Below are 1,298 nucleotides of genomic sequence, written 5' to 3'. Positions count from 1 at the left end.
TGAGGTGGTCCCGCCTTCTTGGACAGTTTGGCGGCTGAGTTAAGCTAATCCCGGTTGTCGTTCATGCCGCCTGTTTGATCATCAGATCATGGGGGGCATGCCCCCCATGATCTGATTGCCCGATCCGTCGATAGGCCTCGAGCGGGGTTCGCCCGGCCAAGCCCGAGTGTGGACGCTGGGTGTTGTAATAGGTGATCCACCGGCCAAGGCCAGCCCGCAGCTCTGTTCCGGTCTCGAAGGCATGGAGGTAGACGCACTCGTACTTCAGGGAGCGCCAGAGCCGCTCGATAAAGACGTTGTCCATCCACCGGCCCCTGCCATCCATGCTGATGCGGACGTCGGCGTCGCGCAGAACGCTGGTGAACGCGAAGCTGGTGAACTGGCTGCCCTGATCCGTGTTGAAGATCTCGGGCTTCCCGAACCGGGCCAGAGCCTCCTCCAGCGCCGCGACGCAGAAGCTGGCATCCATGGTGTTCGACAACCGCCACGCCAGCACCTTGCGGGTCGCCCAGTCCATGATCGCGACCAGATACAGGAAACCGCGCCGCATCGGGATGTAGGTCACGTCGGCGCACCACACATGGTTGGGCCGCTCGATCGCCAGCTTGCGCAGCAGATAGGGATAGACCCGGTGCTGCGGATGCGGATCGCTGGTACGAGGCCGCTGGTAGATCGGCGTCAGCCCCATCTTCGCCATCAGGCGCCGTACCCGTCGTCGCCCAACTTCATGGCCAGCGCGCCGAAGGTGCCGCGCCATCTGACGGCTGCCGTACCACGGGCACTCCATGAAGGTCTCGTCAATCACCGTCATCAGCGCCAGCGTCTCGTCCGTTTCCGGTACCGGCGCGTAGTAATAGGACGAGCGGCTGATCCGCAGCAGGCGGCACTGCGCCGCAATCGACAGGCGGTGGTGAGCAGGTTCGACCATCGCCCGCCTCCGGTCCACGCTCATCGACCGAAGGCTTTCGCTAAAAAATCCCGCTCCACAACCAGTTGTCCGATCTTGGCGTGCAGCTTTTCCACCTCGCTCTCGCTGACGGCCCTGGCCGCATCGCCAGCCCCGGAGAACGTGCCTGCCATCCCGTCGATGGCCTGCCGCTTCCACGCCGCGATCATCGTGTGGTGGACGCCGTGTTTCGCAGCCAACTCCGCCAGCGTCAGGTCGCCCCGGATCGCCTCCAGCGCAACCTTGGCCTTGAAATCCGCGCTGTAGCGCTTCCTCGTCGTCTTCATTCCCGTACCAATCTATTTGGTCGGGAGTAGCTTAACACCCTGTCCAGAAAACCGGCACCACCTCA

General features: G+C 63.3%; 1 protein-coding gene. It reads right to left on the bottom strand.

Translation table 11 applies throughout. The features are described 5' to 3' along the window. Nucleotides 1–61: 61 nt before the first annotated feature. A protein-coding gene (locus ADT71_RS00200; RefSeq protein ID WP_132470543.1) for an IS3 family transposase occupies nucleotides 62–1,233 on the bottom strand; the annotation gives its coding sequence in 2 pieces (ribosomal slippage) (nucleotides 62–969 and nucleotides 969–1,233; 1,173 coding nt in all). Between the last annotated feature and the right edge of the window lie 65 nt (nucleotides 1,234–1,298).

This window comes from Novosphingobium sp. ST904 (genome assembly GCF_001298105.1).
Taxonomy (GTDB): Bacteria; Pseudomonadota; Alphaproteobacteria; order Sphingomonadales; family Sphingomonadaceae; genus Novosphingobium.
Note: the sequence above shows the minus strand (reverse complement) of the source record. Positions and strands in the feature narration are given on the sequence as shown.